Origin of the sequence: Clostridium sardiniense (assembly GCF_019753795.1) — a bacterium.
Classification (GTDB): Bacteria; Bacillota; Clostridia; order Clostridiales; family Clostridiaceae; genus Clostridium; species Clostridium sardiniense.
Map to the genome: position 1 here is coordinate 37,803 of NZ_JAIKTU010000004.1, position 17,973 is coordinate 55,775.

The 17,973-nt window shown below is 29.2% G+C and carries 16 protein-coding genes and 1 tRNA gene; 2 read left to right on the forward strand and 15 right to left on the reverse strand.

All coding sequences use genetic code 11. The features are described from left to right. Positions 1 to 14 precede the first annotated feature (14 nt). From K5V21_RS05280 to mraZ, 9 genes are all read right to left on the reverse strand, one after another. Positions 15 to 824, reverse strand: coding sequence for a cell division protein FtsQ/DivIB (locus K5V21_RS05280; protein WP_221859742.1), 810 nt, complete (start codon positions 822 to 824; stop codon positions 15 to 17). A gap of 121 nt (positions 825 to 945) precedes the next feature. Beyond that, entirely contained in the window at positions 946 to 2,088 is a 1,143-nt protein-coding gene (gene spoVE / locus K5V21_RS05285; protein WP_204595980.1) for a stage V sporulation protein E, read from the reverse strand. A gap of 24 nt (positions 2,089 to 2,112) precedes the next feature. Continuing rightward, on the reverse strand, positions 2,113 to 3,087 hold the full coding sequence (gene mraY / locus K5V21_RS05290; RefSeq protein ID WP_221859744.1) for a phospho-N-acetylmuramoyl-pentapeptide-transferase: 975 nt from the start codon (positions 3,085 to 3,087) through the stop codon (positions 2,113 to 2,115). Between the two features lie 45 nt (positions 3,088 to 3,132). Beyond that, complete coding sequence (locus tag K5V21_RS05295; RefSeq protein ID WP_221859746.1) at positions 3,133 to 4,488, reverse strand: UDP-N-acetylmuramoyl-tripeptide--D-alanyl-D-alanine ligase; 1,356 nt, start codon at positions 4,486 to 4,488, stop codon at positions 3,133 to 3,135. Positions 4,489 to 4,499: 11 nt separating this feature from the next. Then, a complete protein-coding gene (locus tag K5V21_RS05300) occupies positions 4,500 to 5,954 on the reverse strand; it encodes a UDP-N-acetylmuramoyl-L-alanyl-D-glutamate--2,6-diaminopimelate ligase (protein WP_221859749.1) in 1,455 nt (484 codons plus the stop codon). Positions 5,955 to 6,059: 105 nt separating this feature from the next. After that, positions 6,060 to 8,273 (reverse strand): stage V sporulation protein D, encoded by a 2,214-nt coding sequence (locus tag K5V21_RS05305; RefSeq protein WP_221859751.1) that lies wholly within the window; start codon positions 8,271 to 8,273, stop codon positions 6,060 to 6,062. 84 nt (positions 8,274 to 8,357) lie between these two features. Beyond that, positions 8,358 to 8,813, reverse strand: a complete 456-nt coding sequence (locus tag K5V21_RS05310; RefSeq protein ID WP_204595985.1) for an FtsB/FtsL family cell division protein — start codon at positions 8,811 to 8,813, stop codon at positions 8,358 to 8,360. A gap of 43 nt (positions 8,814 to 8,856) precedes the next feature. Next, positions 8,857 to 9,789, reverse strand: a complete 933-nt coding sequence (rsmH, locus tag K5V21_RS05315) for a 16S rRNA (cytosine(1402)-N(4))-methyltransferase RsmH (RefSeq protein WP_204595986.1) — start codon at positions 9,787 to 9,789, stop codon at positions 8,857 to 8,859. Between the two features lie 15 nt (positions 9,790 to 9,804). Continuing rightward, a complete protein-coding gene (gene mraZ / locus K5V21_RS05320) occupies positions 9,805 to 10,233 on the reverse strand; it encodes a division/cell wall cluster transcriptional repressor MraZ (protein WP_204595987.1) in 429 nt (142 codons plus the stop codon). A 179-nt stretch (positions 10,234 to 10,412) separates the two neighbouring features. On the opposite strand from mraZ, the gene K5V21_RS05325 reads away from it, so the two are divergent. After that, positions 10,413 to 10,509: transfer RNA gene (locus K5V21_RS05325), tRNA-Sec, on the forward strand. Positions 10,510 to 10,770: 261 nt separating this feature from the next. On the opposite strand, the gene ychF is transcribed toward K5V21_RS05325, so the two are convergent. Continuing rightward, complete coding sequence (gene ychF, locus K5V21_RS05330) at positions 10,771 to 11,868, reverse strand: redox-regulated ATPase YchF (RefSeq protein ID WP_204595988.1); 1,098 nt, start codon at positions 11,866 to 11,868, stop codon at positions 10,771 to 10,773. Positions 11,869 to 12,033: 165 nt separating this feature from the next. Between ychF and pdaA the strand changes: the two genes are divergently transcribed. Next, the gene (gene pdaA / locus K5V21_RS05335) at positions 12,034 to 12,843 is read left to right on the forward strand and encodes a delta-lactam-biosynthetic de-N-acetylase (protein WP_221859753.1); all 810 of its coding nucleotides are present in this window, start codon (positions 12,034 to 12,036) and stop codon (positions 12,841 to 12,843) included. An 11-nt stretch (positions 12,844 to 12,854) separates the two neighbouring features. Here pdaA and K5V21_RS05340 read toward each other — a convergent pair whose 3' ends face one another. The 5 genes from K5V21_RS05340 to K5V21_RS05360 all read right to left on the reverse strand — a co-directional run bounded on the left by K5V21_RS05340 (position 12,855) and on the right by K5V21_RS05360 (position 17,853). Then, positions 12,855 to 13,499, reverse strand: coding sequence for a cyclodeaminase/cyclohydrolase family protein (locus tag K5V21_RS05340; protein WP_221859756.1), 645 nt, complete (start codon positions 13,497 to 13,499; stop codon positions 12,855 to 12,857). A 110-nt stretch (positions 13,500 to 13,609) separates the two neighbouring features. Then, positions 13,610 to 14,155 (reverse strand): nitroreductase family protein, encoded by a 546-nt coding sequence (locus K5V21_RS05345; protein WP_204595991.1) that lies wholly within the window; start codon positions 14,153 to 14,155, stop codon positions 13,610 to 13,612. A 54-nt stretch (positions 14,156 to 14,209) separates the two neighbouring features. Continuing rightward, on the reverse strand, positions 14,210 to 15,310 hold the full coding sequence (locus K5V21_RS05350) for a tetratricopeptide repeat protein (protein WP_221859758.1): 1,101 nt from the start codon (positions 15,308 to 15,310) through the stop codon (positions 14,210 to 14,212). 60 nt (positions 15,311 to 15,370) lie between these two features. Beyond that, entirely contained in the window at positions 15,371 to 17,098 is a 1,728-nt protein-coding gene (locus K5V21_RS05355) for a phospho-sugar mutase (RefSeq protein ID WP_221859760.1), read from the reverse strand. A 149-nt stretch (positions 17,099 to 17,247) separates the two neighbouring features. Then, on the reverse strand, positions 17,248 to 17,853 hold the full coding sequence (locus K5V21_RS05360) for a 50S ribosomal protein L25 (protein ID WP_221859762.1): 606 nt from the start codon (positions 17,851 to 17,853) through the stop codon (positions 17,248 to 17,250). Between the last annotated feature and the right edge of the window lie 120 nt (positions 17,854 to 17,973).

Genomic DNA, 17,973 nt, shown 5'->3' on the forward strand with positions numbered 1-17,973 from the left:
TTATATGACCTCCTCTATTTTTCCTCTTTAATTACTGGAGTACCCTCAAAACTTAAATCTATATATCCCTTTTTAAGATTAAGTTTTTTATCTTCTAATATATTTAATGCAGTATTTATCTTTTTTATCAAATCATTACCATTTCCAACTTTAACTTTAACATCATTATTAAAATATACAATTATATCATTAATATTAGTTACATTAACCATAGTTATTTTATTTTTTGTTGTATTCGAATTTTTTATTTCATAAAGAGTTTCTAAAAAGTTCTCTAGCCTTTTATCATCTTTAGTATCTACATATTTTTCTCCAATTTTACGTCCCTCTGATTTAAGGCCTTTAATTTCAATCAATCCATCACCCTTAAGTTTATTTACTTTTTCTAATAGCACTAAATCTGAACTTATAACATCATATTCATCGCCATATTTAACATAGTAACCTATATTTTTTTCTTTAATATCCACTTCTAATGTTGATGGAAAATGTCTTTTTAAGGTAACACCATTTATATATGGATCTGACTTTAAGACCTTCTCGACTTCACTACTCTTAATAAAAAATATGTTTTCTCCTTTAATAGATTGTAATTTTTCATCTATTAAATCTTTTGTAACTAGATTTTCTCCACTAACTTTTACATTTTTAATTAAAAAGAGATTTGATTTAGTTACTATTAAACCACCTGCTATTGAAAGTAATATAATTATAAATATACTTTTTTTTATAAGTCTTTTTCTTTTGGCTTTCTTTATATATTTATTTCCATTTGCTCCCATGCGTTTTTCTAAACCTATCCTTACTATTTTATTTATATCCATTAATATAATAACACTGTTACAATGATTTTTCATTAAAAAATTCTTAATAAGGAATTAATTGTTGTTTATATTCACATAAAAATAAGAACTTAGCAGGTATACACTCCTACTAAGTTCATTTTTATTGTTGTTTTGCTTTTTTTATTGGTTCTTTACCTTCTGTCTGTCTAGAAATATTAATAAGTATACCCATAGCTATCAAATTAATTACAAGAGATGTACCTCCATAACTTATAAAAGGCAATGGAACCCCTGTAACTGGCATTGAGCCTGTTACAACTGCTATATTTATAATTGATTGAACAGCTATAACAGAAGTTATACCTATAGCTAAAAGACTTCCATAAGTATCTTTAGCTTTCATGGCAACTCGTATTCCTCTCCAAACAAAAATAACAAATAACCCCATTATTATAAGACATCCAATCAATCCAAGCTCTTCACCAATAATAGAAAATATAAAATCATTATGTGGTTCTGGCATGTAAAGCATCTTTTGCCTTGATTGCCCAAGTCCAAGTCCTGTTATTCCTCCAGCACCAAGTGCATAGAAAGATTGTATTAATTGATATCCATTACCAGCTGGATCTTTCCAAGGATTTGTGAAGTTAAGCATTCTTGCTCTTCTATAAGGCTCCCCTAAAGCAAATCCTAGTGCTGCAACTACTAAAGTTGGTGCAACAACACCAAACATATGAACATTTCTTGCACCAGCTGCAAATACCATTATAAATGTAACTATCATTATTACTGAGGCTATACTAAGATTTTTTTCTGCTAAAACTAAAGCTGCAAATATACCTGCAACAAAAAAACATGGGATTACTCCTTTTTTAAAGTCCCTTACACCGTCTCCTCTTTTCTCAAGAAACATTGCGAGATATAAAACTACAACATATTTTGCAAGTTCAGATGGTTGAAATGAAAATGGTCCAAGTTGAATCCATCTTTGTGCACCATTTACTCCTTCGAAAGCAAAAACTAAAAGTAATAAGGGTACTGTTACTATAAGAGCAATAAGAGTATATCTCTTAAGTTTATGATAATCTAATGCCATCATAAACATCATAGCTCCTACTCCTAAAATGCTCCATATTACTTGTCTTTTTAAATAATGCATACTGTCATTATAATGGAACATAGCATAATATGAACTTGCTGAATATACCATTACAACCCCTACAGCAAGTAATAACATTATAGTACAAAATATACCATAATCAATCTCACCCATTCTCTTCCCTTTGGGTTTTCTTTTCTTCATATAAAATTCCTCCACTATATAATACTAAAGTGAAATAGCTCCTATAATACAAAGGATAATAGTAATAATTGAAAATACTGTAACAACCTTTACTTCTGACCATCCTAATTGTTCAAAATGATGGTGAACTGGTGCCATCTTAAACACTCTCTTACCAGTTGTTTTAAATGAAATGACCTGTATTATTACTGATAAAGTTTCAAATACATATATACCACCAACAATTACCAAAATAACTGGATTCTTTAATAATAAAGCAATACTTGCTACCGCTCCACCTAAAGCTAGTGAACCTGTATCTCCCATAAATATTTTTGCAGGGTAGGCATTATATCTTAAAAATCCTAAAAGTGCACCAATTAACGCTAATGCAAATACTGATATTTGATAATTACCTTGATTAAATGCGACAACACTAAAGAATATTAATACTATAACAGTTACTGTTGAAGCTAAACCATCTAATCCATCTGTAAGATTTACTGCATTTGTTGCTGCTGCATAATAAATTATTACAAAAGGAATGTATAATATACCTAAATTTATTTGCATTCCTAAGAATGGAATCATAATTTCAGTTCCAAGTACTGTGTAAGCATAATAAGCCATAGCTACTGAGAATAAAAGTAATAATAACATCTTTTGCCATGCTCTTAATCCTAAATTATTCTTATGTATGATCTTAAGCATATCATCTAAGAATCCTATGAAACCAAAAGCTATCATTGAATATAATACTATCATTCCTTCATCAGATATTTTGTATCTCATTACAAGCATTACAATAGTAACTGATATTATAAATATAACTCCTCCCATTGTTGGAGTACCTGCTTTTTTGAAGTGACTCTTTGGTCCTTCCTCCCTAATATTTTGCCCAAATTTTAATTTGTGTAGCATAGGAATAAATATAGGTCCAAGTATTATTGATATAAGAAAACCTAATCCTAATGCTAAAAGCGTGACTGGATTAATAAAACTACTAAAAAAATCCCCCATCGTTACCACCAAAGTTTTTAACACTTTGGTAGTTCACCTCCTTCGTTATTGTTTTATATTTTTTAATGCTTCGACTATTTCTTCGAATTTTTCTCCTCTTGATGCTTTAACTAAAATAACATCCTGAGGTTTAATGATTGAATTTAAGTCGTTTATTAAACTTACCTTTGTATTATATAATTTTATTTCCTCTTTTTCAAAACCTTCTTTGAAATCCTCTATAAATTCTCCACAAGATATAAGCATATCAACCTTATCATTTGCATATTCTGCAACTTCTCTATGACAACTAGCTGCTTTATCACCTAACTCTCTCATAGTTCCTAAAATAGCTATTTTTCTTCCTTCTCTACTACTTAATACATCAAGAGCTGCTTTCATAGAATCTGGACTTGCATTATAACAATCGTTTATTATTTCAATTCCATCACCATCTATAAATTCTAATCTCATTGATGTAGCTTCTATATTCTTAAGTCCATTTATAATCTCATCCACTGTTAATCCAAGCTTAAATGATGCTGCTATACCAAGTAGAGCATTTAATACATTATGAGCTCCTACCATAGGCAATATGATTCTATGTGTTTCTCCTTTAAAGTTCAAATCAAAGGAGGTTGTTTCTTTTGTTAATTCAATATTACTTGCATAATAATTATAATTTTCATTATATCCAATTTTTACTATTTCATACTCTTTATCACGAACCTTTTGAAGCATATCATCCTCTTCATTTAAAATAAGAATATTATTTTCATTAAAGAAATCTGTTATCTCCATTTTAGCTTTTAAGATATTATCTCTTGTTTTTAAATTTTCTATATGAGATACTCCTATATTTGTAATTATTGCAATATCTGGTCTTGCACAATCTACAAGATTATGAATTTCATTAAAATCACTCATTCCCATTTCAAGAACAGCAACATCAATGCTACTATCTAATTGCAACACCATAAGTGGCAACCCTATTTCATTATTAAAATTACCTTTTGTTTTAAACACCTTATACTTACCACTTAAAAATGCACTAACTAAATCTTTAGTAGAAGTTTTCCCTGTAGAACCTGTTATTCCAACAACTTTCAACCCAAGTTTCTCTCTATATCCTTTTGCGATATTTAAAAGTGCTTTTTTTCCATCTTCGACTTTAATTACAACACCTTCTATATCATTTTCATCAAATAAAACTTCATCCACTATTGCAATTGTGGCACCTTTATTAAATGCTTCTTTAATGTATTTATTTCCATTAAAGTTTTCACCTTTTAAGGACAAAAACACATTTCCCTCTTTTATATTTCTTGTATCTGTTGATAATATATTAAAACTTTTATTATTATTATCAACTATAACTTTTCCATTACAATATTTAAGTAATTCTTCAAATGTAAGTTCCATAAATCACACCTCTAGTTTTTCTTTAATATTTCTTCTATAACTTCTCTCTCATCAAAATGTATTGTTCCAGTGTTAAGTATTTGATATGTTTCATGTCCCTTTCCAGCTATAACAATCACATCTCCATCTTTTGCTATTTCCATGGCTTTTAAAATTCCATCGTATCTATTTGTAATTTTTATATAATTATCTTTATCAATTCCATTTAAGATATCTTCTATTATACTTTCTGGATCTTCACTTCTTGGATTATCAGAAGTAATTATTGCAATATCTGATAAATCTGTTCCAATCTTACCCATTTGAGGTCTCTTAACCTTATCTCTATCTCCTCCACATCCAAAAACAGATATTAATCTTCCTTTAGTAAAATCCCTGGCTGTTTCTAATATTTTTTGAAGCCCATCTGGTGAATGTGCATAATCAATTATTATTTCATATGGAAGGTTGTATTTTCTAGCTGCTCTTTCACATCTACCTGGAACAACTACATCCTTTAACCCTTCTTTTATGTCTTTTAAACTTATTCCTAAAGTATAACAAGCCCCAATAGCTCCTAATGCATTATACATGTTATATTCACCTGGTATTGGAAGAACAATTTTTTCTTTTTCGCCATTTAATTCTACATCAAAAATTATATCCATACTTTCTAGAATTTCATTCTTAGCAACTATATTACCAGAAGATTTCATGCTATATGTTTTAAAATTAGTTATATTTTCTTTCTTTAAATCTTCAGTTATTCTAACTCCATAACTATCATCTATGTTTATTATGCTAGTTTCACTTCTTTGGAATAGCTTATATTTTGCCTTGTAATAATTTTCAAATGTTTTATGAAAATCTAAATGATCTCTTGTTAAATTTGTAAATATACCTACTTTAAAATCTACTCCGTAAACTCTATCTAATTCTAAGGAATGAGAAGAAACTTCCATAATACAATATTTAACACCCTTATCAACCATTTTCCTAAAAAGTCCCTGAAGCTCTAATGATTCTGGAGTTGTTCTCTCAGTTTCTAACTTTTCACTTCCTATGTAATTTGCTATAGTTCCTATAAGTCCAACCTTTTCACCAATACTTTCAAATATATCTTTTATCATAAAGGCAGTTGTTGTCTTACCATTTGTTCCTGTTACTCCTATAATATTAAGTTTTTCGCAAGGATTATCATAATATTTTGCACCTAATTTAGCTAAAGCTTTTCTTGTATCTGCAAATTTAATAACTGTTATATCCTTAGATACATTAATATCATCTTCACAAACGATAACTTTAGCTCCTTTTTCTATAGCACTATTTACAAATTTATGTCCATCACTTGCAAATCCCTTTATGCAAACAAAAACATCTCCATTTTCTATTTTTCTACTGTCATAATTAATATTATTAACATCAATATTACAGTCTCCATTTATTACTTCATAATCTAGTCCTTCTAACAGCTTAGATAATCTCATCTAACCATCTCCTTTAAAATAATATGCAATTTACTTATTTATAATTACATTTACTATTTAAAATAGCATGTAAGGACCTCCCTACATGCTATAACAATCAAGAATTTAATCTTTATAATCTGAGTTCAAAGTTAATTTAACATTTGTTCCTTTATTAATCAATTCTCCACTTGGTACGCTTTGGTCGGTTACTTTACCTTCACCTTCAAATTTAGCAGATATTCCAAGGCTCTTTAAAAGTTTATCAGCCGCATCTTTAGAATATCCTCTAATATCTGGCATCATAATAGCTTCCTTATTATTATCATTACCTTCAGTATATAATGTAACTTTAGTTCCTTCTTTTACTGAATAGCCTGGATATGGTTTTATACTTGTTACAGTATGCCCACCGCCTTCTATATTATAATCTAAATTTGCTTCTTTTAAAATCTTTTTAGCCTCTTCAATATTTTTCCCTCTAACTTCTGGGATAATTGCATCTCTAATTATCGCAGAATCATTCTCTTTTGAGAAGTCACTTTCTAAATAATTAAATATATCTGTAAATAAAACTTTTGCAACAGGACTTGTTACAACTCCTGCATAATATGCACCATTATTTGGTTCATCAATAGTAATCATAACCGTTACTTTTGGATCACTAACTGGTGCCATTCCTACAAAAGATGATATATATTTTCCTTGCTCATAAGTACCATTTTCAGGATTTACTTTTTGTGCAGTACCTGTTTTACCTCCAATATGGTATCCCTCCATAAATGTTCCTTTTGCTGAACCTGATGTAACAACTCTTTCTAAATAAGTTCTAAGTTCTGCTGTTGTTTCTTTATCTGCAACAGTCTTCTTTGTTGGCTCAAATTTATTATCTATTACACTAACGCCTGTATCATCTTTATGAGTAACTTCTTTCATAACATGAGGCTGTATTAATTCTCCTCCGTTTGCTACTGCATTAAAAGCTGCCATAAATTGCACTGAGTTTACTGTATTAGTTTGTCCAAATGAAATTGTTGCAAGGTCAGTAGCTGAGATGTTTTTAGGATTTTTTATTATACCTGGAGCTTCTCCTGGTAAGTCTATTCCACTCTTTTTACCAAATCCAAATTTATTTATATATTCATACAACTTATCTTTTCCAAGCTTTTGTCCAAGTTCCATAAATCCTACATTACAAGAATTTTGTATTATCTCTGGGAAAGTTAATGTTCCATGACCACTAGTCTTCCAACATTTTATTTTTCTATTTCCAAAAGTTAATGAACCATTACATACAAACTTATCTGTTGCCTTTACAGTTTTCTCTTCCATAGCCGCTATAGATGTTATTACCTTAAATATTGATCCTGGCTCAAAGGTATCATTTACTAATCTATTTCTCCACATCTTTTGAACTTTATCATATTCAGTTTTTCCTGTAAATTCATCTGCACCTTTAAATGGTTCATTTGGATCAAAATCAGGCTTATTTGCCATAGCTAAAACTTCACCTGTTTTAGGATCCATTACAAGTACTGATGCAGCCTTAGCCTTATTATCTTTAAGTGCTTGTTCCGCTGCTTTTTCAGCAAATAATTGAATATGTTCATCTATTGTTAAAACTACATCCTTACCTTCAACTGGTGGAACAAACTTAGAAATAGTATAAGGCAAATCATTACTTTTACTATCTAATTCTGCTATTCTCATTCCTGGTATACCTGATAATTGATCGTTATATTGAAGTTCTACACCTGTTAACCCCTGACCATCTATATTAGTACTACCTAAAAGATGGGCTGCAAAATTTTTATTTGGATAATATCTTTTTGTATCTGGTGATACTATAACTCCACGTATACCTAAAGATTTAACTTTATCAGCTTCTTCTTTTTCTATTCTTCTAATTAATGTAGCTGAACCTGCATCAGCTCCACTTGGAAGTTTTGTATTAAGTTTCTTAAGAACATCTTCCTTTTTCATTCCAACAGCTTCTGCTATTTTAGGTGCTATATCTTCATTGCTCTTATCATCTTTATTTTTCTTAGCTCCATCATTAAGATATGCTCTTATAGAGTTTAAGTCAAAATCAACTCTATAAACATTGGCAGAAACTGCAAGTTCTTCACCATTTCTGTCTAATATCCTTCCTCTTCTAGCATCTATTTTAACTTCGCTTGTCCATTGTTCTTCAGCCCTAGCTGCATATTCTTGTCTCTTAACAATCATTATGTAAGATAATCTAACTGCTAAAACTGCTAAAATTACTGTTAATAATCCAATAATTAATCTCATTCTCTTTCTAGATAATGCCCTATCTATGAAGCTTCTTTTTCTCACACTAACTCCTCCGTATAATTGCTTAAAAACACTTAGGATGCACTTTATTTAATTAAGTGCATCCATTACTTTAATAACTCAAAATTACTTATCTTCATTTCTGTTTCCTAATCCAGAAAGATAATCCTTTGATAAATCAATATCAACCTTTTTAGCATCTACTGGGGAAATCATTTTTAGTTTATTCTTAGCATTAGATTCAATATTTATTAGTGAAGCATGCTTTAACAATTCTACTCTTAGAGCTTCATTATTTGAATTAATTACCTTAATTTCATCATTTACACTTCCAACTTGCGTTTGTAAGTTATAAACTTTGGTATCTCTCCATATAGTTATAACCCCAAGAACAAAAATAACTAATGCTATTTGTAATGCTGCATTTCTTTTTTTAATTTTTTCTTGCCTAATTAATTTATTTTTTCTCTTTTTATCATCTTCAAGATTTTTGTATCTTTTATCCTTCTTTATGTCATCATATTTTCTCTGTGGAGTTACAGCTGTATTTCCTCGTACATAATCATATTCCTTCACTATCACTTTATTCACATCCCCTTATATTTATAACATAATAATAAAAAATTTATATTCTCTCAATAACTCTAAGCTTAGCACTTCTACTTCTTGGATTCTCTAGAACTTCCTCTTTTGATGGATCTATAGCTTTTCTACTTACTAATTTAACCAATGGTTCTTTACCGCATATACATATTGGAAACTCTTTTGGACAAGTACATGGATTTGCTAAATCTCTAAATTTCAACTTAACTATTCTATCCTCTAAAGAGTGGAAAGTTATAATAGCCATTCTCCCACCTTTATTTAATCTATTAACACCATCTTCAATTGCTTTATTTAATATTCTAAGTTCTCCATTAACTTCAATTCTTATAGCTTGAAAAGTTCTCTTAGCAGGGTGTGGCCCTTCCCTTCTAAGCTTTGCAGGTATTGCACTTTTTATTATGTCAACTAGTTCAAAAGTAGTTTCTATAGGCTTCTCTTCTCTTCTTTCAACTATAAAAGCTGCAATTCTTTTTGCAAATCTCTCTTCTCCATAATCTTTTATTACTTTAAATAATTCTTGCTCACTATAGTTATTTATAACTTCATAAGCTGAGAAATCATTTTCTCTATTCATTCTCATATCAAGTGGAGCATCTTGCATATAACTAAATCCTCTTTCACCCTCATCTAATTGATAAGATGAAACTCCAAGATCCATTAATATCCCATCCACATTTCCAATATCTAATGTATCAATAATTTCTCCTATGTTATAAAAATTATTATGAACTAATATTTTATTCTCATAACCTTCTAATCTTTTTCCTGCTGCCTTTAAAGCATCCTTATCTTGATCTATTCCAATTAATAAACCATCAGTTGATAATCTTTTTAATATTTGTGATGAATGTCCTGCACCACCTAATGTACAATCTACATATTTTCCATCAGCTTTTATGTTTAAACCTTCTAAACATTCATTTAAAAGTACTGAAACGTGTTTAAATTCCATATCATTTTCTCCTCATCAAATCCCTAAGTCGCTCATCTTTTCTGCAATAGATTCAAAGTCAACATCAGAATTATTGTATTCTTGCCATTTTTCCCTACTCCAAATTTCTACTCTACTTAATACTCCTATACTTACTATTTCCTTTTCTATTCCAGCATATTCTTTTAAATTCTGTGGAATCAGTCCTCTTCCTTGCTTGTCTAGTTCTACTTCACAAGCCCCAGAAAAGAAAAATCTAACAAATGCCCTTGCATCTTTATTCGTAAGTGGTAGTGATTTCATTTTTTTCTCTAAAACTTCCCATTCTTCCATAGGGTATGCATATAAACAACCATCAAGTCCCTTTGTTATTACGAACTTTCCATTTAACCCTTCTCTAAGTTTTGATGGAACAATCATTCTGTTTTTGCCGTCAATACTATGATGATATTCGCCTATAAACATAATTAATCTCCCCTATTATACTTTACAGTTATTTTACTCTACTTTCAACCACTATTCACCACTTTTAACCACTTATTTTATACTATTCTATAATAATTATAAATTCCCTTCTTTTTTTGTTGACTTTTTTACTTTTATTTGACTTTTCCTTCATAGTTATGTAAAATATTTTAAGTTATGGGAATAGATAAGTTCTGGTGTTCTTACCGGTCTTCAAAACCGTGTTATGGTGGTAATACCGCCATTGGTAGGTTCGATTCCTACATATTCCCGCCAAACCCAAACGATGTGTATAATAATTTTCGCATCGTTTTTTTAATTTCACCTCGCATATACTTAATATTCCACCCAAAACTTTACAAAGCTATTATTAATGGAAGTCCAATATTAATCTAATTATACATAAATTTTCTATTATATTTATAATAATTTAATTAAGAAATTTTAAAATTAAAGCGTTATTTAAATTTTATTTAGTTAAATCATTATAATTTGAAATAAAAAAAGTGGAGATTTCTCTCCACTTTTTTAAATATATTAAACGTTGAATCTAAAGTTTACTACATCTCCGTCTTTCATAACATATTCTTTACCTTCTAATCTGTATAGCCCTTTTTCTTTAGCGGCTGCTTCTGAACCACATTCTACTAAATCATTATATCCAACAACCTCTGCTCTTATGAATCCTCTTTCTATATCTGAGTGAATCTTTCCAGCAGCTTGAGGAGCCTTTGTTCCTTGTTTTATAGTCCATGCTCTTACTTCTTGAACCCCAGCTGTTAAGTAACTAATAAGACCTAATAATTTGTATCCTTCTCTTATAAGTTGATCTAAGCCTGATTCTGTTAAACCGTATTCTCCAAGCATTTCTTCTTTTTCTTCATCTTCAAGTCCTGAAAGTTCCTCTTCTATCTTAGCACTTACTATAACAATTCCTGAATTTTCGCTCTTAGCATACTCTTCTACTTTTTTAACATATTCGTTATGAGGATTTCCACTTACAACATCATCTTCTGAAACATTACATGCATATAATACTGGCTTTGAAGTAATAAGGAATAGACTCTTTACAAAAGCTTCTTCATCTTCAGTTACTTCTAAAGTTCTTACAGGTAAATTATTTTCTAAATGTGCTTTAACTCTTTCCATTAACTCATATTCAGCTTTTGCATTTTTATCTCCTGATCTTGCAAGTTTAACTGACTTTTCCATTCTTCTCTCTAAAACTTCTAAATCTGAGAATATAAGTTCTAAATTTATTGTTTCTATATCTCTTATAGGATCAACAGAACCTTCAACGTGAACTACATTTCCATCATCAAAGCATCTTACAACATGAACTATTGATGAAACTTCTCTTATATGTGATAAGAATTTATTTCCTAAACCTTCTCCTTTTGAAGCTCCTTTAACTAATCCAGCTATATCATAAAATTCTATTGAAGTATATACTTTTTTCTTAGTATTATACATTTTTTCTAATACATCTAATCTTTTATCTGGCACACTAACTACTCCAACATTTGGTTCTATAGTACAGAATGGGTAGTTTGCTGATTCCGCTCCTGCCTTTGTTATTGCATTAAATAAAGTACTCTTACCTACGTTTGGTAAACCTACGATTCCTAACTTCATTATGTACATTCCTTTCTCATTTAAACTATACCAATAAATTATACTCTACATATTGTTAATTTTCAACTTATTCAAAGATAAGAAAATTTTCTTTAAATATTACCATGTTTATTTTAAAATATTCTTCTAATAATAATACTGAAGGTTCTGATAGGAGGTTTTATTATGAAAAAAAATTTATTTAGAATAATAATGTTTTCCTCTTTTATAGTTTTAAGCATTTTAGGAGTTAAGGTATTTGCTGATAATATCGGTGATAATACAGAACTTAATTGGTATTTTGTAGGCAGAGGTAAGGATGTAACCCCGGAAGCACCTAAAGAATCAGCTTCTTTTTTAAAAGATAGCTATTCCTTTTACTTAGGAGATACTTCAAAAAAAGAGTTATATTTAACTTTTGACGAAGGATACGAAAAAGGAAACACAGAAGCAATTTTAGATATCTTAAAAGAAGTAAATGTAAAAGCTGCTTTCTTTGTTGTTAAACCTTACATAACTTCTCAAGCTGAAACTGTTAAAAGAATGGATGCAGAAGGCCACCTTGTATGCAATCATACTTCACACCATCCATCCATGGCATCTATTCAGGATACCCAAAAATTTAATAATGAATTTAAAGAAGTTGAAGATGCATACAAAAGCTTAACTGGTAAAGATATGCCAAAATATTTTAGACCCCCAATGGGTAAATACTCAAAAGCTTCTTTGCAAAAAACTAAGGACTTAGGGTATAAAACTATTTTTTGGAGTTTTGCATACAAAGACTGGTTAGTTGATAATCAGCCATCCCCTAGTTATGCAATAGATAAAATTAAAAAAGGAGTTCATCCTGGATGTATCATGTTACTTCATGCTGTATCTGATACTAATACAAAAGTATTAAAAGAAGTTCTTCTTTCTTTAAAAGAAGAAGGATATGAATTTAAGACTTTAGACGAACTTCCAGATGAAATGATAATAAAAGGTGCAAGTTAACTTGCACCTTTTTATTTATATATATATTCATTTGCTATATTAAGTATATCTTCTTTTTTAGTCTTAGATTCATTAAGCAAAGAATTCATTTCAGTTTCTACTTCATTAAAGAATTCCTCATCTCTTAAAGAATTTAAATTTACTTTTACATTTATAATTGAACTTTCAACTGCAGCATGTAATAAACTTGCAGCTACTCCAGCATCAGATATAAGCATCTTGTTTCCATATTCTGTTGCAAATTCTATATTATCATAAAACTTAATACACTCTCTACAAACTTTTAATGGAGAAAGCATAGCATCATATGTTTTATTTTTCAATTCTTCTTTTCTATGTCTCTTCTCTACTTCAGTATCTTTAGGTAGCTTATAGCAATTCATAAGTTCATTAAAACAAGTTCTATCTTCTTCCATAAATTCAATGCAATTTGTGATAAATCTTTTACATTCTTTTTCAAGAGATATCATTTTACACTTATTTTCTTCACTTAAATTATTAAATGCCTTTTTATTTATAGTCAATGAATATACCATATTATTTAGACATCCTGCAAGTCCTGCTACAAGAGCTGCCGTACTCCCACCACCTGGTGATGGTGAATTTGAAGATAAGTCATTAAAAAACTCTTCTATTTTATAATCTTTAAATAACATTTATTAATCACTCCTAATAATAATATTAAATTATACCATCTTATCATTCTAACTTCTATTTAATTTTATATTCTAAAAATAAAAGACTCAAATATGAGCCTTTTATCCTATTAATTCATTGTATATGGATCATTAAATTTATTTTTAAATACATAATCTCTTATGTTTTTTTCTACATTATGTTCTTTAACTTCAGCTGCGACGCCAACTGGAGAAATACCAATTATTCTATAATCATTAGGTATACCCAATAAACTCTTAACCTTGTCTTCCTCCAAAGCCCCAATCCACATAGTTCCATACCCTTCAGCAGTAGCGGCAAGAATAAAATGTTCCATAGCTATAGCTCCATCTGCTATATAAAATTCTTTCCCTTCTATCTCTCCTGACTTCTCCGGTTGAGATATTACAACAACAGCCATAGGTGCTTCAATTAAAGCCTCTTCAGCTTTATTATCTTTATTAAGAACATACTCACTTAATTTTTCTTTTATCTTAGAATCGTCTATAATTATAATTTTAAAAGATGTTCTATTCTTCCAAGATGGAGATCTCATTGCTGAATTAATCATATTATCCAAGCTACCTTTACAAATTTCATCACCTTTGTATTTAGTAATGCTTTGTCTTTTTTTTATTACATCAAAGAATTCCATTTAATTCACTCCTAATCATAAATTATATGATTAGTATTCCATCATAGAAAATAATTATTTATTTTCTTTTTTATTTATTAGCTTTTCGATCTTTTGTACAATTTCATCATCTTTATTTAATTCTTTTGCAATTCTTAAGTGTAATTTTGCATCTTCTAAATTTCCAGAATTTAAATAGCACATTATTATATTTGTGCAAATTTCAACTTCTCTAGAAGCTTCAAATGCCTTTTTAAAATATTTTATAGCTTCCTCATAATTTCCTATACATGCATAATTTAATCCTAATTCATTAACAACTTCAAGTATTCCACTCTCTATTCTTAAACTTTCAAGTAAGTAATAAATAGCCTTCTCAAACTGACCTACCTTTCTATAGCTTACACCTAGGTAATAGTATATTAAAGGATTTTCTTGGAATTTATCTAATAATGATAAGAACAATCCAATTGCCTTTTCAGGTTCTTCTTCCATAAGTTTAACAGCCTTTTCATAAGTCGTTACATTTTCTATATCATTCATAAGCATTTCAATCTCTGGTGTTTGTTCTCCACCTCTTCTTAAATACTCATTAATTTCAACTTTTGCTCCTTGATAGTCTGTTTTATCTTTTAAAATTATTCCTTTATAAAGATATGGCTCTTTCATTTTATTAAATAATTTTTTTGCTTCATCAATATCTTCTAATAAGACTTCTTCAAACCCACTATCTTTTTCTCTAATGCTTATTCCAATTAAAAGTAACTTTTTCATATACTCTTCATTCTCATCAACTTGAATAAGTCCTTTTAATATAAGATGCGCATCTTCTAAACGATCCTCTTGAACTCTTTTAGCAACTAAACTCTTTCCACACTCTTCACTTTCAGGAATTTGCATTAATAACAGCTTATAATCTTCACTATAACTTATATCCTTATCTGCTCCTAACGTCAAAAGCATACCTTCTATAAAATAATATATTGGAAGGTTTTCTATTTTTATTTTATCTTGTATATTGCTTGTTATGTATTCTGAACTTATTGGTATAAATAATTCTTTATTTTTAAAAGAAATATACTCAGGTATGTTTATTGATTTTTTAAATCCCTCTTGATCAATTTCTAAAAATAAAAGCTTACTAAGCTTTTCTTTAAATAATGCTTTATAATCCATACAATTTCACCGCCTATAAAAAATATTGCTACCATCTTTTAAAGATGGTAGCATAATAAATTAACTTAACTTACTTTCGATTAAGCTCATTACATTTTCCTTAAATCTTACCATATCTTCTTGTGCTCCATCTAAACTACTACCTTTAACAGCAAGATATACTTTCATCTTAGGTTCAGTACCTGATGGTCTTACAACAAAAGATGAACCATTTTCAAGTATAAATTTTAACACATTTGACTTAGGTAATTCAATGTTAGTTTTAGTATTTTCAATTAAATTTTCTTCAATACTTAATTTATAATCTAATTTAACCTTAACTTTAACTCCTGAAATTTCAGTTACTTCAGTATTTCTTAATGATTCAATGCATGAAGCTATTTTTTCTTGTCCTTCTTTTCCTTTTAGTTCTATAGAAACTAGTTCTTCTTTAAAGAATCCAAATTTCTTATATAATTCATTTAGCCCTTCTGCTAAACTTAATCCCTTTTCTTTGTAGTAAAGAGTCATTTCTGATATTAACATACCTGCTATAACAGCATCTTTATCACGTACAAAATCTCCTGCTAGGTAACCATAACTTTCTTCAAATCCGAAAAGATAAGTATTGCTTCCACTTTCCTTAAATTCTCTAATTTTTTCTCCTATATATTTAAACCCAGTTAAAACATCTAGTATCTCTACATTATAGTGATTTGCTATTTCTCTTGCACCTTCTGTAGTAACAATTGTTTTGATTACAGTTCCATTTTTAGGTAGCTTTCCAGTTTCTTTTAATGAACTTAATATATAATCTGTTAATAATAGTCCTGTTTGATTTCCAGTTAGTACTTTATATTCCCCATCTGAATCTTTAACAACTACTCCAATTCTATCACAATCTGGATCTGTACCAAAAATAATATCTGGATTTTCATTCTTAGCTCTTTCTAAAGCAATTTCAAATACTTTAGGATCTTCTGGATTTGGATATGGTGCTGTTGGGAAATTTCCATCTGGAAGTTCTTGTTCCTTTACTACTGATAAATTTTCATATCCAAGCTCTTCTAAAACTCTTCTAACTGGCATATTTCCTGATCCATGAATTGGTGTATATATTATTTTTAAATCTTTAGCTTTATCTTTTACTAATCCTTTTCTAATTGTAAGACCTTTTACTTTTTCAATATAAGCCTTGTCTACTTCTTCACCAATATAATTTAATAAGCCTTCTTCTAAAGCTTTTTCTTCACTTATCATTTTTATTTCTGAGAAATCTTTAATATCGTTTGCACAATTTATGATCTTTTCAGCTTTAAGGTCTGTTACTTGACCTCCAAATTCATCATAAACTTTATAACCATTATATTCTTTTGGATTATGTGAAGCTGTAATAACAACACCGCCTGTACAATTTAAATATCTAACTGTAAATGATAACATTGGGGTTGGTCTTAAATCTTCAAATAAATAAACTTTTATATTATTAGCAGCAAGTGTTAAAGCTGTTGCCTTTGCAAATTCCTTTGACATATTTCTTGAATCATATGCTATTGCAACTGATGGATTCTCAAATGAATCATTTAAATAGTTAGCAAACCCTTGAGTTGCTTTAGAAACAGTATATATATTCATTCTATTGCTTCCAGCACCTATAACTCCTCTTAAACCACCTGTTCCAAATTCCAAATCTTTATAGAATCTATCTTCAATTTCCTTATCATCTTTAATATTTCTTAATTCTTCTTTTGTTTCCTCATTTATTATCTCAGATGTCAACCATCTATCATATTTTTCTCTATAATTCATCTGTGAACCTCCTTTATTCTTACAGATATATTATACATCATAAGGAAAAAAATTCAAACAATTATAACTTCCTTTTTATTACAAATTATATCAAAATAACAAGAGAGGTTTCGACAAACTCAAGGAACCTCTCTTATTTTTTAATTATATTATTTATGGACTTTATCATTTATTACTTCTGATTTTTCTTCTGCCATTAAATCTGAAGTTAACTTTCTTTCGTTTGCTACAGCTGCAATAACAGTATCTAAACTTTCTAATACAGTAATCTCTTCTCCAAATTCTAAATCGCCTAATTTATATACTGAACCATCTACCCCTTTAGATACATTTAGTTTTATAGATTTAGGTAGCTTATTTGATTCACAAGAAATTTTAACTAAATCCTTTTCTTTTTGTAGTACCGCACCTTTTTGGGTTAAGAAACCTTCACCTACATATTGTATAGGAATATCCGTTTCTATTTGTGAATTTCCATCTAAAAGTTCTAAATCTAAATGTATAACATCATGATTAATTGGTTCTCTTTGTACTTCTTTAATTAATGCACTTTTAGTTTCTCCATTGAAATTAACATTTAAAATCCCATGTTCTCCTGAGTTTGAAATTTCTTTCCCAAGTTCTAAGCACCCAACCTCAAACATTAAATTACTCATTCCTTTTCCATATATAACTCCAGGTACTAACCCCTTAGCTCTAGATTTTCTTCCACTATTACTAACTTTATTTCTTTCTTTTATTGTTAATTCGCCCATAACAATTCCTCCTACTTTCATTGCAAATTCTTTTTAATTATTCCTAAAAGTATGGAATTTTATTCATCGTTTTTAAAATTCGATCTTATCAAACAAAAAATAAGAGATATACTTATACCT